Origin of the sequence: Pseudomonas sp. NBRC 111130, assembly GCF_001320485.1 — a bacterium.
Classification (GTDB): domain Bacteria; phylum Pseudomonadota; class Gammaproteobacteria; order Pseudomonadales; family Pseudomonadaceae; genus Aquipseudomonas; species Aquipseudomonas vlassakiae.
In genome coordinates this window covers 79,279-102,925 of record NZ_BCBG01000106.1, presented here as the reverse complement: position 1 = coordinate 102,925, position 23,647 = coordinate 79,279, and the positions used below count along the sequence as shown (strand labels likewise).

General features: G+C 63.4%; 21 protein-coding genes. 15 read left to right on the top strand and 6 right to left on the bottom strand.

Going from position 1 to position 23,647, the window contains the following annotated elements:
• The first annotated feature begins 23 nt into the window (after positions 1-23).
• Together thiC and cytX are read left to right on the top strand one after the other, a co-directional pair.
• Positions 24-1,904, top strand: coding sequence for a phosphomethylpyrimidine synthase ThiC (gene thiC, locus APH33_RS25915; protein ID WP_054887891.1), 1,881 nt, complete (start codon positions 24-26; stop codon positions 1,902-1,904).
• 144 nt (positions 1,905-2,048) lie between these two features.
• Positions 2,049-3,332: a putative hydroxymethylpyrimidine transporter CytX gene (gene cytX / locus APH33_RS25910; RefSeq protein WP_054887890.1), complete on the top strand. Its 1,284-nt coding sequence runs from the start codon at positions 2,049-2,051 to the stop codon at positions 3,330-3,332.
• Here cytX and APH33_RS25905 read toward each other — a convergent pair.
• Entirely contained in the window at positions 3,301-4,047 is a 747-nt protein-coding gene (locus APH33_RS25905) for an RsiV family protein (protein WP_054887889.1), read from the bottom strand. The two genes, cytX and APH33_RS25905, sit on opposite strands and share 32 nt — an antisense overlap.
• A 185-nt stretch (positions 4,048-4,232) precedes the next feature.
• Here APH33_RS25905 and APH33_RS25900 point away from each other — a divergent pair, with 185 nt between their 5' ends.
• The 9 genes from APH33_RS25900 (at position 4,233) to APH33_RS25860 (ending at position 13,527) form a co-directional block, all read left to right on the top strand.
• Entirely contained in the window at positions 4,233-4,850 is a 618-nt protein-coding gene (locus APH33_RS25900; protein WP_054887888.1) for an NUDIX domain-containing protein, read from the top strand.
• Positions 4,841-5,293, top strand: a complete 453-nt coding sequence (locus tag APH33_RS25895; protein ID WP_054887887.1) for a DUF1249 domain-containing protein — start codon at positions 4,841-4,843, stop codon at positions 5,291-5,293. The genes APH33_RS25900 and APH33_RS25895 overlap by 10 nt, the downstream gene beginning before the upstream one ends.
• Before the next feature lie 85 nt (positions 5,294-5,378).
• Complete coding sequence (gene cpdA / locus APH33_RS25890) at positions 5,379-6,182, top strand: 3',5'-cyclic-AMP phosphodiesterase (protein WP_054887886.1); 804 nt, start codon at positions 5,379-5,381, stop codon at positions 6,180-6,182.
• A 145-nt stretch (positions 6,183-6,327) separates the two neighbouring features.
• Positions 6,328-6,936, top strand: coding sequence for a YqiA/YcfP family alpha/beta fold hydrolase (locus APH33_RS25885; RefSeq protein ID WP_054887885.1), 609 nt, complete (start codon positions 6,328-6,330; stop codon positions 6,934-6,936).
• A 34-nt stretch (positions 6,937-6,970) separates the two neighbouring features.
• Positions 6,971-8,875, top strand: a complete 1,905-nt coding sequence (parE, locus tag APH33_RS25880) for a DNA topoisomerase IV subunit B (protein WP_054887884.1) — start codon at positions 6,971-6,973, stop codon at positions 8,873-8,875.
• On the top strand, positions 8,872-9,858 hold the full coding sequence (locus tag APH33_RS25875) for an esterase-like activity of phytase family protein (protein ID WP_054887883.1): 987 nt from the start codon (positions 8,872-8,874) through the stop codon (positions 9,856-9,858). Before parE ends, APH33_RS25875 begins: the two co-directional genes overlap by 4 nt.
• Positions 9,855-10,373, top strand: a complete 519-nt coding sequence (locus APH33_RS25870; RefSeq protein ID WP_054887882.1) for a TIGR02281 family clan AA aspartic protease — start codon at positions 9,855-9,857, stop codon at positions 10,371-10,373. The genes APH33_RS25875 and APH33_RS25870 overlap by 4 nt, the downstream gene beginning before the upstream one ends.
• A gap of 10 nt (positions 10,374-10,383) precedes the next feature.
• Complete coding sequence (parC, locus tag APH33_RS25865; protein ID WP_054887881.1) at positions 10,384-12,642, top strand: DNA topoisomerase IV subunit A; 2,259 nt, start codon at positions 10,384-10,386, stop codon at positions 12,640-12,642.
• A gap of 174 nt (positions 12,643-12,816) precedes the next feature.
• Positions 12,817-13,527 (top strand): membrane integrity-associated transporter subunit PqiC, encoded by a 711-nt coding sequence (locus APH33_RS25860; protein ID WP_054887880.1) that lies wholly within the window; start codon positions 12,817-12,819, stop codon positions 13,525-13,527.
• Between the two features lie 198 nt (positions 13,528-13,725).
• Here APH33_RS25860 and APH33_RS25855 read toward each other — a convergent pair whose 3' ends face one another.
• Positions 13,726-15,183, bottom strand: a complete 1,458-nt coding sequence (locus APH33_RS25855) for an AhpA/YtjB family protein (protein WP_054887879.1) — start codon at positions 15,181-15,183, stop codon at positions 13,726-13,728.
• A gap of 135 nt (positions 15,184-15,318) precedes the next feature.
• Between APH33_RS25855 and serB the strand changes: the two genes are divergently transcribed.
• The gene (serB, locus tag APH33_RS25850; RefSeq protein ID WP_054887878.1) at positions 15,319-16,533 is read left to right on the top strand and encodes a phosphoserine phosphatase SerB; all 1,215 of its coding nucleotides are present in this window, start codon (positions 15,319-15,321) and stop codon (positions 16,531-16,533) included.
• Positions 16,534-16,590: 57 nt separating this feature from the next.
• Here serB and asd read toward each other — a convergent pair whose 3' ends face one another.
• The 3 genes from asd to APH33_RS25835 are packed head-to-tail and all read right to left on the bottom strand — an operon-like array spanning position 16,591 to position 19,858.
• Complete coding sequence (asd, locus tag APH33_RS25845; protein WP_054887877.1) at positions 16,591-17,454, bottom strand: archaetidylserine decarboxylase; 864 nt, start codon at positions 17,452-17,454, stop codon at positions 16,591-16,593.
• Positions 17,451-18,278, bottom strand: a complete 828-nt coding sequence (locus APH33_RS25840; protein ID WP_054887876.1) for a rhodanese-like domain-containing protein — start codon at positions 18,276-18,278, stop codon at positions 17,451-17,453. The genes asd and APH33_RS25840 overlap by 4 nt, the downstream gene beginning before the upstream one ends.
• Before the next feature lie 44 nt (positions 18,279-18,322).
• Positions 18,323-19,858, bottom strand: coding sequence for an HDOD domain-containing protein (locus tag APH33_RS25835; protein WP_054887875.1), 1,536 nt, complete (start codon positions 19,856-19,858; stop codon positions 18,323-18,325).
• Positions 19,859-19,988: 130 nt separating this feature from the next.
• Between APH33_RS25835 and motA the strand changes: the two genes are divergently transcribed.
• Together motA and motB are read left to right on the top strand one after the other, a co-directional pair.
• The gene (motA, locus tag APH33_RS25830) at positions 19,989-20,840 is read left to right on the top strand and encodes a flagellar motor stator protein MotA (RefSeq protein ID WP_054887874.1); all 852 of its coding nucleotides are present in this window, start codon (positions 19,989-19,991) and stop codon (positions 20,838-20,840) included.
• Positions 20,841-20,843: 3 nt separating this feature from the next.
• Positions 20,844-21,878, top strand: a complete 1,035-nt coding sequence (gene motB / locus APH33_RS25825; RefSeq protein WP_054887873.1) for a flagellar motor protein MotB — start codon at positions 20,844-20,846, stop codon at positions 21,876-21,878.
• Between the two features lie 40 nt (positions 21,879-21,918).
• Here the strand turns inward: motB and rsgA are convergent, their stop codons facing one another.
• Entirely contained in the window at positions 21,919-22,950 is a 1,032-nt protein-coding gene (rsgA, locus tag APH33_RS25820; protein WP_054887872.1) for a small ribosomal subunit biogenesis GTPase RsgA, read from the bottom strand.
• A gap of 141 nt (positions 22,951-23,091) precedes the next feature.
• On the opposite strand from rsgA, the gene orn reads away from it, so the two are divergent.
• Positions 23,092-23,634 carry an oligoribonuclease gene (gene orn / locus APH33_RS25815; RefSeq protein ID WP_054887871.1) on the top strand — a complete coding sequence of 181 codons (543 nt, stop codon included), beginning with the start codon at positions 23,092-23,094 and terminating at the stop codon, positions 23,632-23,634.
• The last annotated feature ends 13 nt before the right edge of the window (positions 23,635-23,647 follow it).

The following is a 23,647-nucleotide window of genomic DNA, read 5'->3' as shown; positions in this document are numbered from 1 at the left end:
GGAAGCCGTCTGGAGAGCCTGTGATGACCAAACAAGAAAAAACGATCAACCTCAGCGAATCGGCACAAGTCGATCAGCAGTCCGTGCAACCGTTCCCGCGTTCGCGCAAGGTCTACGTCGAAGGCTCGCGCCCGGACATCCGCGTGCCCATGCGCGAAATCAGCCTGGACGACACGCCCACCGACTTCGGCGGCGAAAGCAATGCGCCAGTTCTGGTCTACGACACCTCCGGCCCGTACACCGACCCCAACGTCATCATCGACGTGCGCAAGGGCCTGGCCGATGTGCGTTCGGCCTGGATCGATGCACGCGGTGACACCGAGCGCCTCGATGGCCTGAGCTCCGACTTCGGCCAGCAGCGCCTGAACGATGCGGAACTTGCCAAGCTGCGCTTCGCCCATGTGCGCAACCCGCGCCGGGCCAAGGCTGGCGCCAACGTTTCGCAGATGCATTACGCGCGCAAGGGCATCATCACCGCCGAGATGGAATACGTGGCCATCCGCGAGAACATGAAGCTGCAAGAGGCCCGCGCTGCCGGCCTGCTCAACGAGCAGCATGCCGGCCACAGCTTCGGTGCCAACATCCCGAAAGAAATCACCCCGGAATTCGTACGCCAGGAAATCGCCCGTGGCCGCGCGATCATTCCGGCCAACATCAACCACCCGGAGCTGGAGCCAATGATCATTGGCCGCAACTTCCTGGTGAAGATCAACGGCAACATCGGCAACAGTGCCCTGGGCTCCTCGATCGAGGAAGAAGTGGCCAAGCTGACCTGGGGTATCCGCTGGGGTTCGGACACTGTCATGGACCTGTCCACCGGCAAGCACATTCACGAAACCCGCGAGTGGATCATCCGCAACTCGCCGGTGCCGATCGGTACCGTGCCGATCTACCAGGCCCTGGAAAAGGTCAACGGCGTCGCCGAGGACCTGACCTGGGAGCTGTTCCGCGACACCCTGATCGAACAGGCCGAGCAGGGCGTGGACTACTTCACCATCCACGCCGGGGTGCTGCTGCGCTATGTGCCGCTGACTGCCAAGCGGGTCACCGGGATCGTAAGCCGCGGCGGCTCGATCATGGCCAAGTGGTGCCTGGCGCACCATAAAGAGAACTTCCTGTACACGCACTTCGATGAGATTTGCGAAATCATGAAGGCCTACGACGTCAGCTTCTCGCTAGGCGACGGCCTGCGCCCTGGCTCGATCGCCGACGCCAACGACGCCGCCCAGTTCGGTGAGCTGGAAACCCTTGGCGAGCTGACCAAGATCGCCTGGAAGCACGATGTGCAGTGCATGATCGAAGGCCCTGGCCACGTGCCGATGCAACTGATCAAGGAGAACATGGACAAGCAGCTGGAGTGCTGCGACGAGGCGCCGTTCTACACCCTCGGCCCGCTGACTACCGACATCGCCCCGGGTTACGACCACATCACCTCCGGCATTGGTGCGGCAATGATCGGCTGGTTCGGTTGCGCCATGCTCTGCTACGTCACGCCGAAAGAGCACCTGGGCCTGCCGAACAAGGATGACGTCAAGACCGGCATCATCACCTACAAGATCGCCGCCCATGCTGCCGACCTTGCCAAGGGTCATCCAGGCGCGCAGATTCGTGACAATGCCTTGTCCAAGGCGCGTTTCGAATTCCGCTGGGAAGACCAGTTCAACCTGGGCCTGGACCCGGACACCGCGCGAGCCTTCCACGACGAAACCCTGCCGAAGGAATCGGCCAAGGTCGCGCACTTCTGCTCGATGTGCGGGCCGAAGTTCTGCTCGATGAAGATCACCCAGGAAGTGCGTGAATACGCCGCCAAGATCGAGACCGTGGACGTGACGGTCGAGCAAGGCATGCGCGAGCAGGCCGAACGGTTCCGCCAGGAAGGCAGCCAGCTGTACCACAAAGTCTAAGACGCGGCACCTCACCCTGCGGGAGCGGGCTTGCCCGCGAAGCAAGCACCGCGGTGCATGGCACCGGCTTTGCCGGTGTTCGCGGGCGAGCCCGCTCCCACAGGGTGCTGCATGCAACTCAACATTCTTCCTGCGAACACAACAATGACATCACCCAGCCAGTTTTCCCCCGACCACCCGGTCCCCACCCACCAGCGCATCTTCGGCGCCCGCGACCTGTTCTCGCTGTGGTTCTCCCTTGGCATCGGCCTGATGGTCCTGCAGGTAGGCGCCATGCTCGCCCCTGGCCTTGGCCTGGCCGGCGCGGTCCTGGCCATTGCCCTTGGCACCGGTGTCGGTGTGCTGCTGCTCGGCGCTGCCGGGGTCATCGGCAGTGACACCGGCCTCTCAGCCATGGGCACCCTGAAGCTCAGCCTGGGTAGCCATGGCGCGCGCCTGCCAGCACTGCTCAACCTGTTGCAACTGGTGGGCTGGGGCGCATTCGAACTCATCGTCATGCGCGACGCCGCCAGCCTGCTGGGCGCGCGGGCGTTCGGCGAGGCCAGCGCCTGGAACAGCCCAATGCTGTGGACACTGTGCTTCGGTGGCCTGGCCACCCTGCTGGCGGTCAGCGGCCCGTTGGCGTTCGTGCGCAAGGTGCTGCGTGCCTGGGGTATCTGGCTGCTGCTGGGCGCGTGCCTGTGGCTGACCTGGAACCTGTTCGCCAAGGCCGACCTAGCGGCGCTGTGGAACCGCGCTGGTGATGGTTCGATGTCGCTGGCGGTGGGCTTCGACATCGCCATCGCCATGCCGTTGTCATGGTTGCCGCTGATCGCCGACTACTCGCGTTTCGCCCGTAACGGCAAGCCTGTGTTCGGCGGTACCGTTGCCGGCTACTTCATCGGCAACACCTGGCTGATGAGCCTGGGCGTGGCCTATACCCTGGCCTTTGCCGCCAGCGGCGAGGTCAATGCGCTGCTGCTGGCCCTTGCAGGTGCCGGTATGGGCATACCGCTGCTGCTGATCCTGCTGGACGAGTCGGAAAAGGCCTTTGCCGATATTCACTCGGCTGCCGTTTCCACTGGCGTGCTGTTGCCCCTGAAGGTCGAGCACCTTGCCTTGGCCATCGGCGTGCTCTGCACCCTGATCGCCTTGCTGGCGCCACTGGCCCAGTACGAAAACTTCCTGCTGTTGATCGGGTCGGTGTTTGCACCGCTGTTCGGCGTGGTACTGATGGACCACTACGTGATCCGTCGTCGTCGCTTGCCGACACAAATCGGTGGCTTGCACTGGCAGGCGCTGCTGGCCTGGGTGGTGGGTGTGGCGGCCTATCACCTGATCGCCGCCAAGGCGCCGGAGCTGGGGGCTACCCTGCCAGCACTGCTGCTGGCAGGTGGGCTGCATGGCCTGCTGAGCTTCAGCCGCGGCCGGGAAACAGCTCAGGCTTGAGCACGCCGTTGAGGCGTGGGTAGGGGATCTTCAGTTCCACGTGGCCCATGGAGTAGGGCGCAATGGCGTAGACCTCGTACTTCACCACCAGCGCGCCGTACGTCAGGGCGATGTGCGGCGACCGCTTGAAGGGCCAGGTCTTGACGAACTCGGCGTCCTTGTCCATGCCCACGCTGATCAACCAGGCCCGGTGCGACTCCTCCACGGTCTTCCAGAAGGCTTCCTCCTGGCTTGGCACCAGCATGTCCTGCAGGGTCAGCACCTTGTCCAGTTTGCGTGAGTAGTTGATGAAGCCGCGCCCCGGCATGCCGTGGGCACCGCCGCTGTCGAGGTAGCTGGACAACTCGATGATCACCAGTCCGTCATGCTGCTCGCGTACCTTGGCTTGCAGGTAGCTGCTGTTGCGTTTGTCGGCACTGGCCAGGTACTGCTGCTCGTAAGCCTGCAGAGTGCTTGGCGCGGTGCCATGCTGATTGTCTTCAGTCAGCTGCAGCAGGCGTTTTTCGACGATGGCATCGAGCTTGGGCTGGGCCGGAAAGTGGACGGTGTCGATGTTCACCAGCGGGCAGTCGCTTGCGCTGCAGCCTGGCTTGACGTGCTCCCAGGCATCACGCTTGACCTCGAGCGGGGTCCGGTAATTGGGTGCGAACAGGCTCTGGCAGGCACCCAGAGCGAGTGCCAGCACGGCCACGGAAGTCAGTTTGACAAGTGTCATGGTGATCCTTGCAGAACAGGGAAAAGTCGGCCTTTGACCGTCTGCGCGGCCTTCAGTTCGCCACTAAGCTAACAGAGTGAAGGCGGCCTGTCCCGAGTGTGCGAACGGTTGCCGGAAAGGGGTGAAACGGGCAACCGTGCAGAGTAGGATGGCGCGATGCGGTAAATGAGGTGATGAGGATTTCCATGTCAGACACGTTGAATTCGGTGCCCAGGGCGGTCGAGATCGTCGAGCGGGCCAACTGCTTCAAGGGCTTCTACAAGCTCGACAAGGTGCACCTGCGCCATGAATTGTTCGCAGGCGGCATGAGCCGAGAGATCAGCCGTGAGCTGTTCGTGCGCCACGATGCGGTCTGTGTGCTGCCTTACGACCCATTGCGCGATGAGGTGGTGCTCATCGAGCAGTTCCGTGTCGGTGCCCTGGGCAAGGTCGACAACCCATGGCTGATCGAGATGGTTGCCGGGCTGATCGACCGCGAGGAAGAACTGGAAGACGTCGCGCATCGCGAAGCCCAGGAAGAAGCCGGGTTGGCGATAGGCGCCTTGTGGCCGATTACCCGTTACTTCCCTTCGCCCGGTGGCAGTGATGAGTATGTGCACCTTTACCTCGGCCGCTGCACCAGTGAAGGCGCGGGTGGCCTGCATGGCCTGGAAGAAGAGGCCGAGGACATCCGCGTGCGCGTGTGGTCGTTCGACGATGCAATGCAGGCAGTGCGCGATGGTCAAATCTGCAACGCGGCGACCATCATCAGCCTGCAGTGGCTGGCGCTGAACAAAGATGAAGTTCGAGGTATGTGGAAGTGAACCTGTTGCGTGAGCGTTATCGGGTCGATCTGGCCGGGCTGCAAGCAGCCTGCGAGGCCAACTATGCCCGGCTCATGCGCCTGCTGCCCGATATGCGCACTACCCAGAGTTCGCGGCGCATCGGCATGACCCAGGGCGACCAGATGCTCGGCGTGCTGGTGCTCGATGTGCTGCTGGCCTGCCCCTATACCACCACCTTGCGTGTGCGCCAGGAGCACAGCCTGCCCTGGCTGCCGGTGCCGCACCTTGAAGTGCAGGTGTATCACGATGCGCGTATGGCCGAAGTGATCAGCGCCGAGCACACCCGCCGCCTGCGCAGCATTTATCCGTACCCCAACGAGGCCATGCACCAGCCGGACGAGAAGGCGCAGCTCAATCTGTTCCTCGGCGAATGGCTCAGCCATTGCCTGGCCTGTGGCCACGAACTGGCAAGTGTGCGCTGAAATGTGACCTGGGTCGGTTTCGAGTGTTTGCTCGCAACCGTTCCAGCGCCATAATTCGTGCAGAATCCGTTCGAGGAGACGGCCCTTGCCGCACCCAGACCCTAGCCCTGCGCCCGTGCATGTGGTGCAACTGACCGACGCTCACCTGTTCGCCAGCCCGGCGGGCACCTTGCTGGGCCTCAATACCCGCGACAGCCTTCAGCACGTGGTGGCCCAGGTGGGTCGCGAGCAGCCGCGTATCGACTTGCTGCTATGTACCGGCGACCTTTCACAGGATGGCAGTGTCGCGTCGTACCAAGCTTTCCGCGCGCTGACCGGCGGCTTTGCCGCACCGACCCGCTGGTTGCCGGGCAACCATGATGAAGCCGAGGTCATGGCACAGGTTGCGCCAGAGCTGGTGCAATCGGTGACGGATATAGGAAGCTGGCGCGTGGTCACGCTGAACACGGCGGTGCAGGGCGCTACCCATGGGCTGCTCGAGCAGGACCAGTTGTCGATCCTTGATGACGCCTTGGCCTCGGCCGGCGAGCGCCATTGCCTGGTGTGCTGTCACCATCAGCCGGTGGATATCGGCTGTGCCTGGATCGCCCCGATCGGTCTGCGCAATGCCGATCAGCTGCTGCGGCGCCTGCAGGGTTATCCACAGGTGAAAGTGTTGCTTTGGGGGCACATTCACCAGGAGTGGGATGAGCAGCGCGATGGCTTGCGCCTGCTGGCCACGCCTTCGACCTGCATCCAGTTTGCGGTGGGCAGCGAGGACTTCAAGGTCAGCGAAGAACAGCCTGGCTATCGCTGGTTGCGCCTGCATGCCGATGGGCGGGTGGAGACGGGGGTAGAGCGGGCCGCTGATTTTGAAGTGAAGCTCGACTTCAACAGCGCGGGTTATTGAAGACCTGGCGCCACGCCGCGGCCCCGGCTCTTTGAAGAATGTGTTGCTAAATCCCTGCCGCGGCGCCAAAGCCCGGCGAACGCGCTACACTGCGCGTCCCTGCGCCCGCTCGATCGGGTGCGAAGCCACAGATTCCGGGGTCAGCATGTCGGGTTCCATCCTCTATATCCATGGCTTCAACAGCTCGGCGCTGTCCACCAAGGCACGCCAGCTGGCGGCCGTCATGCAGCAACTGGGCCTGTCGCAGCAGCTGCGCATCCCGGAGTTGCACCACCATCCACGGCAGGCGATTGCCCAGCTCGAAGCCGCCATCGCCGAGCTCGGTGCGCCGCTGCTGGTCGGCAGTTCGCTCGGCGGCTACTATGCCACCCATCTGGCCGAGCGCCATGGGCTGAAGGCCCTGCTGGTCAACCCGGCCGTCACCCCGCACAAGCGTTTCGATGGTTATCTGGGGACCCAGCGCAACCACTACACGGGCGAGACCTGGGAGCTGACGCTGGATCATGTGCAGGCGCTGGCCGAGCTGGAAGTGCCGGCGCCGACCGACCCTGGCCGCTACCAGGTGTGGCTGCAGACCGCCGACGAAACCCTGGACTACCGCCATGCCGAACATTATTACCGGGCGTGCGCCCTGCGCATCCAGGCCGGAGGCGATCACAGCTTCCAGGGCTTTGCCGAGCAGCTGCCAGGCCTGCTGGCGTTTGCCGGTATTGCCCGGCAGCAGTATGCGGCGCTCGATTTTTCTGTATTTTGATCTTTTGCATTCACCAGACTGACGACGAGAATCCATGGCCAATCCCAGCGCTAGCGCCTATAACGCAGACGCCATCGAAGTCCTCTCCGGCCTCGACCCGGTGCGTAAACGCCCGGGCATGTACACCGACACCAGCCGGCCCAACCACCTGGCCCAGGAAGTCATCGACAACAGTGTCGACGAAGCCCTGGCCGGCCATGCCCGCTCGGTGCAGGTCATCCTCCACGCCGATCATTCGCTGGAAGTCAGCGACGATGGCCGTGGCATGCCGGTGGACATCCACCCTGAAGAAGGGGTGTCGGGCGTCGAGCTGATCCTCACCAAGCTGCACGCCGGCGGCAAGTTCTCCAACAAGAACTATCAGTTCTCCGGCGGCCTGCACGGCGTGGGGATTTCGGTGGTCAACGCCTTGTCGACCCAGGTGCGTGTGCGCGTCAAGCGCGACGGCAACGAGTACCAGATGACCTTTGCCGATGGCTTCAAGGCCAGCGAGCTGGAGGTGGTTGGCACGGTCGGCAAGCGCAACACCGGCACCAGCGTGTATTTCAGCCCGGACCCGAAGTACTTCGATTCGGCGAAGTTCTCCATCAGCCGCCTCAAGCACGTGCTCAAGGCCAAGGCCGTACTGTGCCCGGGCCTGCTGGTCAGCTTCGAGGACAAAGCCAGCGGCGAGAAGGTCGAGTGGCACTATGAAGATGGCCTGCGTTCCTACCTGGTCGATTCGGTCAGCGAGTTCCAGCGCCTGCCCGACGAGCCGTTCTGCGGCAGCCTGGCGGGTAACAAGGAGGCCGTCGACTGGGCGCTGTTGTGGCTGCCCGAAGGCGGAGACAGCGTTCAGGAAAGCTACGTCAACCTGATCCCCACCGCCCAGGGTGGTACCCACGTCAATGGCCTGCGCCAGGGCCTGCTCGATGCCATGCGCGAGTTCTGCGAGTTCCGCAACCTGTTGCCGCGTGGCGTCAAGCTGGCGCCGGAAGACGTCTGGGAACGCATCACCTTCGTCCTCTCGATGAAGATGCAGGAACCGCAGTTCTCCGGCCAGACCAAGGAGCGCCTGTCGTCCCGAGAGGCCGCAGCGTTCGTTTCGGGCGTGGTCAAGGACGCCTTCAGCCTGTGGCTCAACGCCCACCCGGAGCTGGGCATGCAGCTGGCGGAACTGGCCATCAGCAACGCCGGCCGTCGCCTCAAGGCCAGCAAGAAGGTCGAGCGCAAGCGCATCACCCAGGGCCCGGCCTTGCCAGGCAAGCTGGCCGATTGCGCCGGGCAGGACCCGATGCGTGCCGAACTGTTCCTGGTCGAGGGTGACTCCGCCGGTGGTTCGGCCAAGCAGGCGCGTGACAAGGAATACCAGGCCATCCTGCCGCTGCGTGGCAAGATCCTCAACACCTGGGAAGTGGATGGCGGCGAAGTCCTGGCCAGCCAGGAAGTGCACAACATCGCCGTAGCCATCGGTGTCGACCCGGGCGCGACCGACCTGTCGCAGCTGCGCTACGGCAAGATCTGCATCCTCGCCGACGCCGACTCCGACGGCTTGCACATCGCCACCTTGCTCTGCGCACTGTTCGTCCAGCACTTCCGTCCGCTGGTCGAGGCTGGCCACGTCTACGTCGCCATGCCGCCGCTGTACCGCATCGACCTGGGCAAGGAAATCTACTACGCCCTCGACGAAGCCGAGCGTGACGGCATTCTCGACCGCCTGGTAGCCGAGAAGAAGCGCGGCAAGCCGCAGGTCACCCGATTCAAGGGGCTGGGTGAAATGAACCCGCCGCAGCTGCGGGAAACCACCATGGACCCGAACACCCGGCGCCTGGTCCAGCTGACCCTGGATGATGTGCAGGGCACTACCGAGATCATGGACATGCTGCTGGCCAAGAAGCGCGCCGGTGACCGCAAGAACTGGCTGGAGACCAAAGGCAACCTGGCTGAGGTTCTGGTTTGATTCGTCTGCTGGTCGCGGCCTGCCTGACGCTGGTTGCCCTGCCGAGCCTGGCGGGCAACTGGCCGGAACTGAAGCTGGCCTCCGAGCACCCGATCGAGGGTATGCGCGGCGGCAACCTGTCCGGCCTTGTCGAGTGTCGGGGCGGGCTGTGGGGTGTTTCCGATCGGGATGACGACCGTATTTACCGCTTTGACCAGCAGAGCGCCGTCTGGCGCGCGCAGCCGCTGATCTTCACACCACCGCCGGTACCCGAGAGCGGCCTGCCATGGGGGCTGAAGTCGCGTAACTGGGCGGCGTCCTATGTGCGCGGTGGCGAACTGGATTACGAAGGCATCACCTGTGACCAGGCGGGCAATCTCTTCCTGGTCAGCGAGGCCCACGCAGCGGTGCTGCAGTTGCCTGCCGAGGGCGAGCCGGAGTGGCTGAAGATCGACCCGGCGATGGTCCGCCAGGCCCGGGCCAGCGGCATGCTGCTCAACTTCAATGCCTTGTTCGAGGGCCTGGCGATCAACCCGCAAGGTGACCGCCTGTGGCTGGCGGCCGAGCGCGAGCGGCGCGGCCTGGTGGCCATCGAGCGCCAGCAGTCGGTATGGACGTGCGGGCGCAGCTGCGTGTTGCTGAGCGAAGCCGGGGTCGAGATGCAGCCGCCACAAATGCCCAACCCCCGGGCGCTGTCGCGCGATTTTGCCGACCTGGCCTGGTTCGAGGGCAAGTTGTTTACCCTCGAACGCAACGCTTACCGTGTGTGCCGGCGCGACGCTACGAGCGGCAAGGTCGAGCAGTGCTGGTCATTCGCCGCCGAGGCGCTGGTACCGGAGCGCCGCTATGATCAGCCGTATGGCCTGGCTGAAGCGCTGGTGATCGACGCCAAGGGTGCCTGGATCGGCCTGGACAACAACAACGGTGACCGTGCCGACGGCGAAAGCCGGCCGATCGTCTGGCGCTTCGAAGCGCCGCAGGGCGGCTGGAGCGCCAACCCATGACCGCACCACCGGGCAAGCGTGCCGGCAAGGTCCTGATGATCGTCGCCTGGGCGGCGGGGTTGTTCCTTGCCACGCGATTCTTCGGGCAATGGGAGGACCATGAGCGCAACCCGAACACCCAGGTACAGTCGTCCCATGGCGACGGTTTCATCGAGTTGCGGCTGCTGAGCAATGGCCAGGGCCACTTCGTGCTGGACGGCGCGATCAATGGCCAGGGGGTGCATTTCATGCTCGACACCGGCGCCACCGACGTGGCGATCCCGGAGTCACTGGCCAGCGACCTGGACCTGCAGCGCGGCAGCCCGGTGATGCTGAGCACTGCCAACGGCCGGACCGAAGGCTACCGCACCCGGCTGACTACCCTGCAGTTGGGTGATATCCGCCTGCAGAACGTGCGCGCCCTGGTGGTGCCGGGCCTGGACGGGCACACCGTGCTACTGGGCATGAGCGCCCTGAAACAACTTGAATTTACCCAGCGCGGCGGCACCATGCTGTTGCGCCAGAACCTGAAATGACGAGGCCCGCATGAGCGACTCACTGGAACTCAGCCTGGACGGCGTCGAACGCCGCTCGCTGGCTGACTTCACCGAACAGGCCTACCTCAACTATTCCATGTACGTGATCATGGACCGGGCCTTGCCGCACATCGGCGATGGCCTGAAGCCGGTGCAACGACGCATCGTCTATGCCATGAGCGAGTTGGGGCTCAACGCCGACGCCAAGCACAAGAAGTCTGCCCGTACCGTCGGCGACGTGCTCGGCAAGTTCCACCCCCACGGCGATTCGGCCTGCTACGAAGCCATGGTGCTGATGGCCCAGCCGTTCAGCTACCGCTACACCCTGGTCGATGGTCAAGGCAACTGGGGTGCGCCGGACGACCCGAAGTCGTTTGCCGCCATGCGTTACACCGAGGCACGCCTGTCGCGCTATTCGGAAGTGCTGCTCAGCGAAGTGGGCCAAGGCACCGTCGACTGGGTACCGAACTTCGACGGCACGCTGGAGGAGCCTGCGGTACTGCCGGCACGCCTGCCGAACATCCTGCTCAACGGTACCACCGGTATTGCCGTGGGCATGGCTACCGACGTGCCGCCACACAACCTGCGTGAAGTGGCCAGTGCCTGTGTGCGCCTGCTCGACGAGCCCAAGGCCACCATCGAGCAGCTGTGCGAACACATCCAGGGGCCGGACTACCCGACCGAAGCCGAGATCATTACGCCGCGTGCGGAAATCCAGAAGATCTATGAGAGCGGTCGTGGCTCGATCCGCATGCGCGCCGTGTACCGTGTCGAAGATGGCGACATCGTTGTCACCGCGCTGCCGCACCAGGTCTCCGGGGCCAAGGTGCTTGAGCAGATTGCCGCGCAGATGCAGGCCAAGAAGCTGCCGATGGTCGCTGACCTGCGTGACGAGTCGGACCACGAAAACCCGTGCCGTATCGTCATCATCCCGCGCTCCAACCGCGTCGATGCCGACGAACTGATGCAGCACCTGTTTGCCACCACCGACCTGGAAAGCAGCTACCGGGTCAACGTCAATATCATCGGCCTCGACGGTCGCCCGCAACTGAAGAACCTGCGGGCGCTGCTGCTGGAGTGGCTGGAATTCCGCACCAACACCGTTCGCCGCCGTCTGCAGCACCGCCTGGACAAGGTCGAGAAGCGCCTGGACCTGTTGGAAGGCTTGCTCACCGCGTTCCTCAACCTGGATGAAGTGATCCACATCATCCGCACTGAAGAGCACCCCAGGCAGGCCCTGATCGAGCGCTTCCAGCTGACCGAGATCCAGGCCGACTACATCCTCGAAACCCGCCTGCGTCAGCTGGCGCGCCTGGAAGAGATGAAGATTCGTGGCGAGCAGGACGAACTGCTCAAGGAGCAGGCCAAGCTGCTGGCCCTGCTGGGTAGCGACGCCAAGCTGCGCAAGCTGGTGCGCAGCGAACTGATCAAGGATGCCGAAACCTATGGCGACGACCGCCGCTCGCCCATCGTCGAGCGAGCTGAAGCCAAGGCCCTGTCGGAAAACGAACTGATGCCGACCGAGCCGGTCACCGTTGTGTTGTCGGAAAAGGGCTGGGTGCGCTGCGCCAAGGGCCACGACATCGACGCTACCGGCTTGTCCTACAAGGCCGGCGACGGCTTCAAGGCTGCTGCTGCGGGCCGTTCCAACCAGTTTGCCGTGCTGATCGACTCCACCGGGCGCAGTTATTCGCTGGCCGCGCATACCCTGCCATCGGCGCGAGGCCAGGGCGAACCGCTGACCGGCCGCCTGGCGCCCCCGCCCGGGGCAACGTTCGAATGCGTGCTGCTGCCAGACGATGAGGCGCTGTATGTGGTGGCCTCGGATGCCGGTTACGGCTTCGTGGTCAAGGGCGAGGACCTGCAGGCCAAGAACAAGGCTGGCAAAGGCTTGCTCAGCTTGCCCAACGGCGCCAAGGTCATGACCCCACGCCCGGTGGCCGACCGTGAACAGGACTGGCTGGCAGCGGTGACCACAGAAGGTCGCCTGTTGGTGTTCAAGGTTTCCGACCTGCCACAACTGGGCAAAGGCAAGGGCAACAAGATCATCGGTGTGCCCGGTGATCGGGTCGCCAGTCGTGAAGAATTTGTCACCGACCTGGCGGTGATTGGCGAGGGTTCGACCCTTGTATTGCAGGCCGGCAAGCGTACCCTGTCTCTTAAACCAGACGACCTGGAGCACTACAAGGGCGAACGTGGCCGACGCGGCAGCAAGCTGCCCCGGGGCTTCCAGCGGGTCGACAGCCTGCAGGTGGAAGCCCCGGCATAATCCGACGAAATGTCTGGAACGGCAATTTCAGCGCCGTTTCAGGCGGAAATGCTGGAGTCGGGCCGATATTTCGCGGATGATAGTGCCCCTGCGGTGCCGGCGTGGCCGTGTGCCCGATTGAATCTCTATCAGTATCACTGCGGTTTGCCTGGTGCGACCGCCTGGATGGGTTGAATGAAACTCCTGCGCCTTCCATTTGCGCTGTTGATGACGGGTTTGCTGGGACTGGGCGGGTGCAGCATGCATCAGCCAGTTGCCCTGTACCAACTCGACAGCGGTGATCCTGGCCAGCCTTCGCAGAGTGCGGGCATGGCCGTGGTACTCGGCCCGGTGTCGATAGCCGATTACCTGCAGCGTGAAACCTTCTTGCAGCGTCAGGCCGATGGTAGCCTGAGTTCGGCGACCGACGGTCGTTGGGCGGGTAGCCTGTCGGCGGACATCGATCAGTTGCTGGTACGTCAGCTGGCATGGCGTCTGGACAGCCAGCGCGTGGTACTGGCTCCGGCCAGCGCCGGCTTCACTCCGGACGTGCAGGTGCTGCTGTCGATCACTCGCCTGGACTCGGGCAAGAACCAGCCTGCGATTCTCGATGCGCAATGGCGCCTGCTCGATCGTCGTGGCCGTGTGCGTGACAACCGTATCGTTCACCTCGAGCAGCACCATGAGGGCAGCGAGTCGTCCCAGGTTCAAGCCCAGGGGCAGTTGCTGCAGAAGCTTGCCGAGCAGTTGAGCACGGCGGTCAAGCCGCTGGCCAATCAGCCCGCGGTTGTTGAAGAAGCACCGAAGAAGCAGGCGGCGCCGGTACAGGTCAAGAAAGAACCGGAGAAGTCGAAGATCCCGATGGCTTCGCCGATTCGCACCGATATGGAAGTCTATCGGTTCTGACCGAACCGCCAGATACAAGAAAGCCCGCATACTCGCGGGCTTTTTTGTGGGTATTCGAAATGGCTGGGGCTGCTTTGCAGCCCTTTCGCGACACAAGGCCGCTCCCACAGGTTGCGCGCAGTTCTTGAGAATTGCGCTGACCTGTGGGAGCGGCCTTGTGTCGCGAAAGGGCCGCAAAGCGGCCCCCTGGATCTGAAGTCAGGCCCGGCGTTCGTGCATCCGCGCCAACTGGCGCTCCAGCATCGACGGGTAAGGCTCCATCAGGCGCTCCACACAGCATGCCCCTTCAGGGCTGGCAATCGGCCGGATGCGGGCGCGCTTGCGGATCAACTCGTCATCGCTGATCTGCCGCTCCACCAGCAGCAGGTTGCGGCTGTGCTGCGACAGCGCCAGCGCGTCCTGAGCCTTTTCGGCCATCAGCAGGTCGACCTGCTCCAGCCCTTGCAAGTCATCGCCCAGGGCCAGGCCCAGCTGCAATTGCAGGGTGATGCCGCTGTCGGCCACTTCGATCTGCAGGGCATGGCCCAGCGCGCGCAGCAACTCGCCACAACAGATGGCGTTGGTCAGGTAGTCCTCACCGCAATCGCGGCTGTGGAACAGGACCAGGGTACTGCCGTCGTTGAGTGTGTGGATGTCGCCTTCATACAGCGAGGCAGCCTGCTCCAGGCAGCCGCGATAGCGTTCCAGCAGCTCGGTCAGGCGTGTGCGCGGCAGGCGACGCAGTTGCTCTTGGGAACCCAGCTGAACGGCCAGTACGGCGGTGTTTTGCGGCTCATCGGATTCGACCATGGCAGGTTTGACAGCAGCTTGCTCCTCGTCGTCCAGCAGACCGGCGAAGGCCGCGTCGTCATCCTCATCCGCCTGGACCACGGCCTTGGCTCGCTGTGCGGGCTTGACCGGGGTCTCGTGGTGCAGGTCGTCGAACTCGTCTTCTTCCTCCTCCGGTTCCGGCTCGGGCGGAGGTGGTGGTGCCAGGCGTGCATGAAGCTGGCGAGCGATGTCGCCGATTTCGTCCTGGCGATCGATGGCCGGGGTGTAAGGGTGCGGGTCACGCAGCCACACCCGCAGTTGCAGCAGGGGCAGGGTGATGTGGCGGCCCTGGCGCAGGCTCAGGCTCAGCGCCAACGCCAGCAGGATGGCAGCGAGGATGCCCATGCTCTGCAGGCTGATCAGCATCGGCTGCTGGAACTGGCTCATGTCCAGGCTGATGCGCAGCTGACCGGCGGTCACGTCCTGGAAGGTGATCTTGGTCTGGTACAGGCCTTCGGCTTCACCCAGCAGGCTGTTGCGCGGGCGCTGGCCAGCCTCGGCGAGGATACGGTTATCCACGCTGTAGATGGCCGCATGGGCCACCAGCGGGTTCTTCACCAGGTTGCCCAGCAACACATTGAGGCTGAGGATGTCATTGGACACCAGCAGCTCGGTTGCCGAGGTGGCGGTCTGGGTGGTCAGGCTCTGGCCGAGGGCGTCGGCCTGCTCGTGCATGGCCTGCTTGAACTGCAGGCCCATCACGCAGGCATAGATCACCAGCGCCAGCGCCACCAGGAAAATGTTGGTGGTGGCGATACGCAATGCCAGGGGCACGCGACGTTGGCGCAGGGCTCGGAAGATCATTATGAAGAAGTTGTCGGTTTTGACGGGCGTGGGCCGGTTCACAGAGCGCGGCTCTTAATGGCATAAAAGTGTTGGGCAGTATAGCGAGCAGTGTTTTGTCGGCAAAGTAGAGTTGGCGCCCGACGGTCATGGAAAATCGGTAGAATGCGCATTTTTCATCGAAGTCGGAGCCAGGTTGTGCGCGAAATCGTTCTGATCAACATCACCGGTGAGGACCGCCCGGGTCTTACCGCCGCCATCACCGGCGTCCTGCTCCAGGGCGGTGTGAACATCCTCGACATCGGCCTGGCGGTCATGCACGGCACGCTGTCGTTCGGAATTCTGGTCGATATCCCGGATAACGAAGTGGCTACCAGCCTGCTGCAGAGCGTGCAGTCCAAAGCCCACGAGCTGAACCTGCAAGCGCGTTACACGCCGATCTCCGAGGCCGACTACCAGCATTGGGCCGATGCCCAGGGCGAAGCACGTCATATCGTGACTCTGCTCAGCCGCAAGATCACCCCCGAGCAGTTGCAACGCGTCAGTGCAGTCATCAGCCAGTATGGCCTGACCATCGAGCGTATCGAGCGCCTGTCGGCGCGGGTTGCCTTGAACGCTTCGAGCGAGAAGAGCAAGGCGGCGCTGGAAATTTCCGTGCGTGGCGTGCCGAGCGACGCCCAGGCATTGCGGGCTGACTTCTTCGCATTGTCCGAAGAACTGAACGTCGACATCGCGTTCCAGAAGGACGACCTGTTCCGCCGCAATCGCCGCCTGGCGGTATTCGACATGGACTCGACGCTGATCGAGGCGGAAGTCATCGACGAACTGGCCAAGGCCGCTGGTGTGGGCGAGCAGGTTGCTGCGATCACCGAACGGGCCATGCGCGGCGAGCTGGATTTCCGCGCCAGCTTCAAGGAGCGGATGGCGCTGCTCAAGGGCCTGGATGTCGGCGTACTCGACGAGATCGGTGCTTCCCTGCGCCTCACCGAAGGTGCCGAGAACCTGTTCGCCGAGCTCAAGCGCCTGGGCTACAAGACAGCAATCCTGTCCGGTGGCTTCTCGTACTTCGCCAAACAGGTGCAGGCGCGCCTGGGCATCGATTACGTGTTCGCCAACGAACTGGAAGTGGTCGATGGCAAGGTAACCGGCGTGGCGGTGGAGCCGATCGTCGATGCCCAGCGCAAGGCTGACCTGCTGCAACAACTGGCCAGTGAAGAAGGCCTGCAGCTGGAACAGACCATCGCGGTGGGTGATGGTGCCAACGACCTGCCGATGCTGTCGCTGGCCGGCCTGGGCGTAGCCTTCCGCGCCAAGCCACTGGTACGTCAGTCGGCCAAGCAGGCGATTTCCACCTTGGGGCTGGATGGCGTGCTGTACCTGCTGGGCCTGCGCGATCGCGACGGCCGCGGCTGATTCGCAGTAAAAAAAAGGCCCTGCATGTGCATGCAGGGCCTTTTTTTGTTTTCAGGGTCAAGCCTGGGCAGGACTCGCCAGCAGCTCACCCATGCGCACTGCAGAGCCTGCGCCCAAGGTCTCGGCCCACTTCACTTGCTCAGGCCCGAACAGCACGATGGCGGTCGAACCCAGTTTGAAACGGCCCAGTTCGGCGCCTTTTTCCAGGTGGATCGGTGCACGGCTGCCTTCGTCGTAACGGAAGGTCTTGAGTTCGCGCTTCGGCGGGGTGACCAGGCCAGCCCACACGGTTTCGATCGAAGCGACGATCATGGCACCCACCAGCACCACCGCCATCGGGCCGCGCTCGGTATCGAACAGGCACACCACACGCTCGTTGCGGGCGAACAGCTCAGGAACGTTTTCGGCAGTGGTCTGGTTGACCGAGAACAGGCGGCCTGGCACGTAGACCATTTCGCGAAGGGTGCCGGCCAGCGGCATGTGCACGCGGTGGTAGTCCTTCGGCGACAGGTAGATGGTGGCGAACTCGCCGCCCATGAACGGCGCGGCCAGGGCCGGGTCACCGCCAAGCAACTCGAGCGCGCTGAAGCTGTGGCCCTTGGCCTGGAAGATACGCCCGTGTTCGATCGGGCCCAGTTGGCTGACCGCACCATCGGCCGGGCAGAGGATGGCGCCCGGGGTTTCGTCGAGCGGGCGTGCACCGGGTTTCAGGGCGCGAGTGAAGAAGGCGTTGAAGTGCTCGTAGGCGGTGAGGTCTTCGACCAGTGCTTCACTCATGTTCACCTGGTAACGCTTGGCGAACCAGGCGGTGAAGGCGTTCTTGAACCAGCGCGCACGGCACTCGGCGACGCAGCCAGCCAGGCGCGACAGCAGATGGTGCGGCAGCAGGTACTGGCTGAGGATGAACAGACGGGATTTCATTGGGTTGATGGTCCTTGAACTTCGACAGGCGTGTCCGGGTGGTTGCCCCATTCGCTCCACGAGCCGGCATAGGCCTTGATGCGTGGGTAGCCGAGGGACTTGGCCACCAGGTAGGTGAAACCGGAGCGGCGGTGGGTCTGGCAGTGGGTGATGACTTCCTTGTCCGGCGTGATGCCCAATTGTTGCAGGACTTCAGCGATGTCCTTGCGGATGCGCAGATGGTCGTTGAGGTCCATGCCGGCCGTCCACTCGAAATTGACGGCACCGGGAATGTGCCCGGCCTTGGCAGCCAGGACTTTTTCGCCGTTGAATTCCTGTGGGCCGCGGGCATCCCAGATCACAAGGTCTTTTTCGCCCAGGCGGCTTTGCAGGTACTCACGGGTGGCAGTCGGTTCGCTATGCAGTTGCAGATGCACGGGGGCATTGCCCGGCGTTGGCACGTCGGTGGAGAGCCTGTCCGCCGGCCAGGCCTGGATGCCGCCATTGAGATAGTGGTAGCGCGAATGGCCGATCACATCGAGCAGCCAGATGAAGCGCCCGGCCCAGCCGCCACCTTCGTCGTCGTATACCACGTAGACGGCATCGTCACGGTGGCCCAGTTCGCTGAACAGCTTTTCCAGATCGCCCAGGGCCGGCAGCAAGCCGGGCGCCGGCGGCTGGCCGAGCTGGGTGCGCTTGCCTTCGACGAAGCGGGCGCCAGGGATATGGCCGCTGACATAGCGGTTGGCGCTGCTCAGGTCGACCAGGATCAACTGGGATGAACCCAGGCGCGGCAGCAGGTCTGCGGCTTCGATCACCAAAGGCAGGCCGGAAAAGTCAGTCATCCACGGTCTCCAGTGTGGAAAGAGGGGCGATTGTAGCGCAAGGCTCAGGCGCCGCGGTTGGCAAACACCGCCAAGGCATGCTCGATACATTGCGAAGTCTTGCCGAAGGCTTGCACGCTGACATCGGCCAGCGGCTTGCCGCCCTGGTCGGCCACGGCCAGCATCAGTACTTGGCCGCTGACTGCCAGTGATCGCAGCAGCAGGTGCTCACTGCGGAACAGTGCCTGCAACGGTGCCGGTAGCAGTGCCGATAACTTGGCGTGATTGTCGGGCGTCAGGCGCAACTGGCCGGCTTTGCTCATGAGCTTTTGCAACAGTTTGTTTTGCGCCAAGGGCAAGTCCATGGCGGCGGCCTCCTGGGGCAGGCCGGCGGTCTGCTGCACGCGCAGGTGGTCGCTGGCACGGTCCAGCGTCAGTAGCATGATGCGCTGCATGCCGCAGGCGAGCATGGCTTCGCGCGCCTGGGTAGCCAGGTGCACGGCGTTGGTGAACGGGCTGGGTTGCGCCAACAACGCCTGGCACAACTTGCGCCAGCGGCCGAGGTCGTCGCTGGAGGGTGGTGGTGGCGTGAGCATGTCCGGGTGCGGGCGACGCTGCTGCCAAGGCCAGATCAGCGCTTCGGCCGGATGGAACAGTGCATGCCTGGCGTGACGCCGGGCGCTGGCGGCGGCTTGTTGGTGCACCTGCTGCTGCACGTCTTCCAGTGAGGTTTGCAGGTAGAGCGCGGTCAGCAGTTGCCAGCGCAACAAATGAGGGTTGTCCCAGCCGACCTGGGCTGCCAGCGCCAGGTTGTTGGCCAGCAGTACGGTGTTGGCCGGTTCGTTGAACCAGCGGCGCAATCCGGGCGCCTCGTCCAGGCGATGCTGCTGGTTGAGCAGGTCGTCTTCGCGGGCGATGCTCAGTACCGAGGCCAACTGCTCGCGTTCTTCGAGCAGCAGGCGATAGCCTTGGGTCACCCATTTGGGCAGGCGCCAGTGTTCGGCCATTGCCTGGCACAGGGCGAAGATACGCACGCCGAACAGTTCCTGCTCCACGTCGGCTGCGGTTTCGCCCTTGTGGATGACCCGCAGCTCCCAGGCGTCAAGCAGCTTGGGGTAGGCCAGGGCCAGTGGCCACAGAGGGGCGAGGAACAGCAGGCTGCCCCAGTGGATTTCCTGCCACAGGCGCGCCAGGCGGCTGGCGAAAAGGCCGCTGGCCTGTTGTGCGGCATGCTGGCTGATCAACAGGAATTGGCGCAGCACCGGCGGGATGTCGTCTTCCGGTACGGCAGGCAGGCGCATCAGCAGTTCCCTGCTACGTGCCAGGCCCAGGCGGTTCAGGGCAATTTCCAGGCTTTCAGCCGGTTCGGCCTGGCTGGCGTTGGCGGGGTGGTTGGCCTCGCGCATCACCGACAGCACCAGGGCGGGACTGTCCTGCATCAGTTCGGCGATGTCGCGCAACGAGCGGCGACTGTCGTTGATCGCGGCCATTACCCGGTCGTAACTCTGCTTGGGTACCGGCACGCGAACACCATCGAGCAGCTTGACCCAGGCCTCTAGGGTACGCGGATTCTGAGTGGGCACCTTGGATTCCATTGGCATTTTGACATCAGTCCGAACTGGCTTTTCGCTTTGAGTGGCTATAGTCTGGCGCAGTTCTGCCGATAAGTAGAAGAAGAGTTTTAAAGCTCCCGTCCCTCTCCCTGACCACGACAGCAAGTGCTTTGATCCTATGGCTAAAATTATCGGCATCATCGTCGTATTCGCGAGCGTGCTCGGCGGATATGTACTCTCCCACGGCAAGATCGCGGCGCTGATCCAGCCGTTCGAAGTGCTGATCATTGGCGGTGCAGCCTTTGGCGCCTTCATGCAGGCCAACCCGGGTTACATGACCATGCATGTAATCAAGAAGTCGATGAAGATGTTCGGCTCTCGCTTCACCCATACGTTCTACCTGGAAGTGCTGGGCCTGGTGTACGAAATCCTCAACAAGAGCCGCCGCGAAGGCATGATGGCGATCGAGAGCGATATCGAAGACGCCGCCGCCAGCCCGATCTTTGCCAAGTACCCGGCAGTACTGGGCGATGAGCGCATGACCGCGTTCATCTGCGACTACCTGCGCATCATGTCCACCGGCAACATGGCGCCCCATGAGCTCGAAGGCCTGTTCGACATGGAGCTGCTGAGCATGAAGGAAGAGCTCGAGCACCCGTCTCACGCCGTCAGCGGCATCGCCGATGGCATGCCCGGCTTCGGTATCGTCGCGGCGGTATTGGGTATCGTGGTGACCATGGCATCGCTGGGTGATGGTGACCAGAAGTCGATCGGCCTGCACGTGGGTGCGGCGCTGGTCGGTACCTTCTTCGGTATTCTCGCCGCCTATGGTTTCTTCGGCCCGCTGGCCAAGTGCCTTGAGCACGATGCCAAGGAAGAGCTCAATCTCTATGAGTCGATCAAGGCCTCGCTGGTGGCCTCGGCTTCCGGCATGCCACCTTCGCTGGCCGTCGAGTTCGGGCGCAAGGTGCTGTATCCGAAGCATCGCCCAAGCTTCGCCGAGCTGGAACAAGCGGTTCGCGGTCGCTGAGTCATGGAGAACAATCAGCCGATAATCATCAAGCGCGTCAAGCGCTTCGGTGGCGGGCACCATGGCGGTGCCTGGAAGATCGCCTTCGCCGACTTTGCCACGGCGATGATGGCGTTCTTCCTGGTGCTGTGGCTGTTATCCACGGCTACGCCTGAACAAAAGATCGCCATTGCCGGCTACTTCAAGGACCCGATCGGTTTTTCCGAAAGTGGTACGCCTTACGTCATCGACCTGGGCGGCTCGCCGCAGATGGCGCCGGAAAAGACTATCAACCCGGAAATGAAGTCCGAACCTACGCCTGATACCAGCATCCAGCTGGATAAGGACCAGGTCGAGACCATGGCCGAACAGGTCGAGCGCGAGCGCCTCGAACTGCTGTTGCAGGAACTGCAGAACAAGGTTGAGGAAAACCCGCAGCTGCAGAAGTTCAAGGACCAGATCCTGTTCGAGATCACCCAGGACGGCCTGCGCATCCAGATCATGGACGCTGAGAACCGGCCGATGTTCGACATCGGCAGTGCGCGCCTGCAGCCGTATTTCGAGGACATCCTGCTGGCCATGGCCGACACCATCAAGGCGGTGCCGAACAAGATCAGTATCAGCGGGCACACCGATGCCAAGCCGTACTCCGGCACCGGCGATTTCGGTAACTGGGAGCTGTCGGCCAACCGCGCCAACGCCGCCCGTCGAGCCCTGGTTGCCGGTGGCTACCCGGACGGCCAGGTGGCGCGGGTGGTGGGGTATGCCTCGTCATCGCTGTTCGACCGCAAGAATCCGTTCAACCCGGTCAACCGCCGTATCGACATCATCGTCCTGACCAAGAAGGCGCAGCGCAGCATCGAGGGTGAGCAGGGCGCGCCCGAGGCGCCAGCGCAACCAGCTTCGCCTGCAGGTGCGGCGCCCGGGGCAGCAGCCCCGACAGCCCCGACGACAGGTGATGCTGCTGCCCAGGCGCCGATGCAGCCGCGTGAGCTGCGCCAGAAGCTGAATATCTTCGAGGATGGAACCTTGAAGATGGATGAGCAAAAGGACCAGTAGCACTGGGGGCACACAGTGCCCTCAGGTTCCTCCTTGCAGATCAGAAGCTGTCTTCTGGCAGGCTGGCGATGATCGAGCGGTAGCTGTTCATCCGCTGCGGCTTGATACGGCCTTCTTCGAGTGCCTTGAGCAGTGCACACCCGGGCTCGCGATCATGCTTGCAGTCGCGGAAGCGACAGGTACCGAACAGGTCGCGAAACTCGATGAAGCCATCTTCCACGTCGTCGCGGCTGACATGACCGAGGCCGAATTCGCGGATGCCCGGCGAGTCGATCAGGTCGCCGCCGTTAGGGAAGTGATACAGGCGTGCCGTGGTGGTGGTGTGCTGGCCCTGGCCAGACCATTCGGACAGCTCGCCCACGCGGGTGCCGGCATCCGGCAGCAGGCTATTGACCAGCGACGACTTGCCCACGCCCGACTGGCCGACGAACACACTGATGTGCCCGTCGAGCATCTGCTGCAGGCGTTGCATGCCGTCGCCGTGGTGTGCGGAGACCTCAAGTAGCGGATAGCCCAGTTCGCGGTAGACCTCTAGCAGCGCATGCAGGCCAGGGCCGTTCTGGTCGTCGATCAGGTCGGCCTTGTTCAGCAGCAGCAGCGGGCGGATGCCGGCGTGCTCAGCGGCCACCAGGTAACGGTCGATCAGGTTCGGGTGTGGCTCCGGCGCCGGGGCGAAGACGATCACGATCAGGTCGACGTTGGCCGCGACCGGCTTGAGCTGGCCGTGGTTGTTCGGACGGCACAGTTCTGTGCTGCGCGGCATCTGCGCGACGATCACGCCGATGCCCTGGTTGCCGGCGCGCCAGACTACGCGGTCGCCAGTGACCAGTGCCGGCAGGTTGGCCCGCAGGTGGCAGCGAAATACCTGGCCGGCAGCTTCGCCGTCCTGGGCTTCTACCTCGACCTGCACACCGAAGTGAGCGATCACCAGGCCGAGTTGTTCCGGCCCCAGATCCCCGCCCTCCAGCTCTTGCAGCACGTGCTGCTCGCGTTTGGCGGCGCGAGCGGCGCGTTCGTTCTGGATTTTTTCGATACGCCAGTTCTGGCGACGATTGAGCTGGCGTTTGGCCATGGACCTTCCAAAGGTGGGGCAAGTTGAAAACGGCAGGCAGTTTAGCACGCCCGCTCGCAGACCATTCTGGTTACCTTTGCGCCGCGCATGCGCAGGCCGGCGTCGCTAGGCTAATATGACGGCCTATACGAGGAGCCCTTCATGCAGAACCCACAGAACCTGATCTGGATCGATCTGGAAATGACCGGCCTGGATCCGGACCACGACGTCATCATCGAGATGGCCACCATCGTCACCGACAGCGAGCTGAACACCCTGGCCGAAGGCCCGGTGATCGCCATCCACCACAGTGATGAAGTGCTGGCGCGCATGGACGAGTGGAACACCCGCACCCACGGTGCCTCGGGCCTGACCCAGCGCGTGCGTGACAGCAAGATCAGCATGGCCGAAGCCGAAGCGCAGACCATCGCCTTCCTCGAACAATGGGTGCCCAAAGGCAAGTCGCCAATCTGCGGCAACAGCATCTGCCAGGATCGCCGCTTCCTCTATCGGCACATGCGCGGCCTGGAAAACTACTTCCACTATCGCAACCTCGATGTTTCCACCCTGAAGGAGCTGGCCGCGCGCTGGGCGCCGGATGTGCGGGACAGTTTCAAGAAAGGCAGCACCCACCTGGCGCTGGACGATATCCGCGAGTCGATCGCCGAACTGCGTCACTACCGCGAGCATTTCATCAAGGTATGAGCCGAAAGGGCGC

Coding starts and splice junctions, on each gene's coding strand:
- thiC (WP_054887891.1), top strand. CDS start 24: ATGACCAAACAAGAAAAAACGATCAACCTCAGCGAATCGGCACAAGTC.
- cytX (WP_054887890.1), top strand. CDS start 2,049: ATGACATCACCCAGCCAGTTTTCCCCCGACCACCCGGTCCCCACCCAC.
- APH33_RS25905 (WP_054887889.1), bottom strand. CDS start 4,047: ATGACACTTGTCAAACTGACTTCCGTGGCCGTGCTGGCACTCGCTCTG.
- APH33_RS25900 (WP_054887888.1), top strand. CDS start 4,233: ATGTCAGACACGTTGAATTCGGTGCCCAGGGCGGTCGAGATCGTCGAG.
- APH33_RS25885 (WP_054887885.1), top strand. CDS start 6,328: ATGTCGGGTTCCATCCTCTATATCCATGGCTTCAACAGCTCGGCGCTG.
- parE (WP_054887884.1), top strand. CDS start 6,971: ATGGCCAATCCCAGCGCTAGCGCCTATAACGCAGACGCCATCGAAGTC.
- APH33_RS25870 (WP_054887882.1), top strand. CDS start 9,855: ATGACCGCACCACCGGGCAAGCGTGCCGGCAAGGTCCTGATGATCGTC.
- parC (WP_054887881.1), top strand. CDS start 10,384: ATGAGCGACTCACTGGAACTCAGCCTGGACGGCGTCGAACGCCGCTCG.
- APH33_RS25860 (WP_054887880.1), top strand. CDS start 12,817: ATGAAACTCCTGCGCCTTCCATTTGCGCTGTTGATGACGGGTTTGCTG.
- asd (WP_054887877.1), bottom strand. CDS start 17,454: ATGAAATCCCGTCTGTTCATCCTCAGCCAGTACCTGCTGCCGCACCAT.
- APH33_RS25840 (WP_054887876.1), bottom strand. CDS start 18,278: ATGACTGACTTTTCCGGCCTGCCTTTGGTGATCGAAGCCGCAGACCTG.
- APH33_RS25835 (WP_054887875.1), bottom strand. CDS start 19,858: ATGCCAATGGAATCCAAGGTGCCCACTCAGAATCCGCGTACCCTAGAG.
- motA (WP_054887874.1), top strand. CDS start 19,989: ATGGCTAAAATTATCGGCATCATCGTCGTATTCGCGAGCGTGCTCGGC.
- motB (WP_054887873.1), top strand. CDS start 20,844: ATGGAGAACAATCAGCCGATAATCATCAAGCGCGTCAAGCGCTTCGGT.
- rsgA (WP_054887872.1), bottom strand. CDS start 22,950: ATGGCCAAACGCCAGCTCAATCGTCGCCAGAACTGGCGTATCGAAAAA.
- orn (WP_054887871.1), top strand. CDS start 23,092: ATGCAGAACCCACAGAACCTGATCTGGATCGATCTGGAAATGACCGGC.